This is a genomic window from Hydrotalea flava (assembly GCF_001623405.1).
In the GTDB taxonomy this organism is placed as follows: domain Bacteria; phylum Bacteroidota; class Bacteroidia; order Chitinophagales; family Chitinophagaceae; genus Hydrotalea; species Hydrotalea flava.
Genome location: NZ_LUHG01000079.1, coordinates 1 through 704 on the forward strand (window position 1 = coordinate 1; position 704 = coordinate 704).

Here is a 704-nt window from a genome sequence, read left to right on the forward strand (position 1 = left end):
ACAAACCTTATCAGAGGTTTATAAAGAATGTCATGAGAAAACGCATAGAAACCACCATTAGCGAAATTGTAGAACTGACACCCCAGTCAATTCATGCAGTTACAAAGGATGGATTCTTGCTTAAAATGTAATTGCTACTACTTAATCTGACAACCGGTTAAATTTAGAGCAGGTTTTTTTAAGGCATATGCGATAAAAATTATTGGTTAAAAGCGGTTGGGTTTTGAGCAACCGCTGTATTATTTCCATCGGTCAGAATATTCCTGGCAGGTTGCTCCTCAGCAGAGCCTGTTTCCGCTTCTTCTGACATGCTAAAGTTAGCGTCTTTTTCCAAGAGTTCATCGATACGTTTTTCTTTGGCTAAATGCACACTGTCAATAAAAGTTTGCATAGGAGTTTTGCCATAACAGTATTTACCTGAGTGGGTGCGCTCCTCATTGTAGTATCTTATCCATTGGTCAAGATCCTGCTGCATTTGGTCTATTGAGGTGTACATTTTTTTCTGAAGGCTACTGCATAAAATTCTTCCTGAATGGTACGGTGAAAGCGTTCACAGATACCATTGGTTTGAGGGCTGCGGGCTTTCGTTTTTGAGTGTTCTATTCCTTCGATTTGAAGATACAATTCATACTCATGATACTCCGGCTTGCCACAGAATTCGGTTCCACGATCAGTTAAAATTCGCAGCAGTGGCAGTTGTTTAG

Annotated in this window: 1 pseudogene; it reads right to left on the reverse strand. The window is 40.1% G+C overall.

Annotation, left to right across the window (positions count from 1 at the left end):
• Window positions 1–334 precede the first annotated feature (334 nt).
• Window positions 335–704, reverse strand: a pseudogene (locus tag A0F92_RS08805) (integrase core domain-containing protein); the annotation flags it as partial.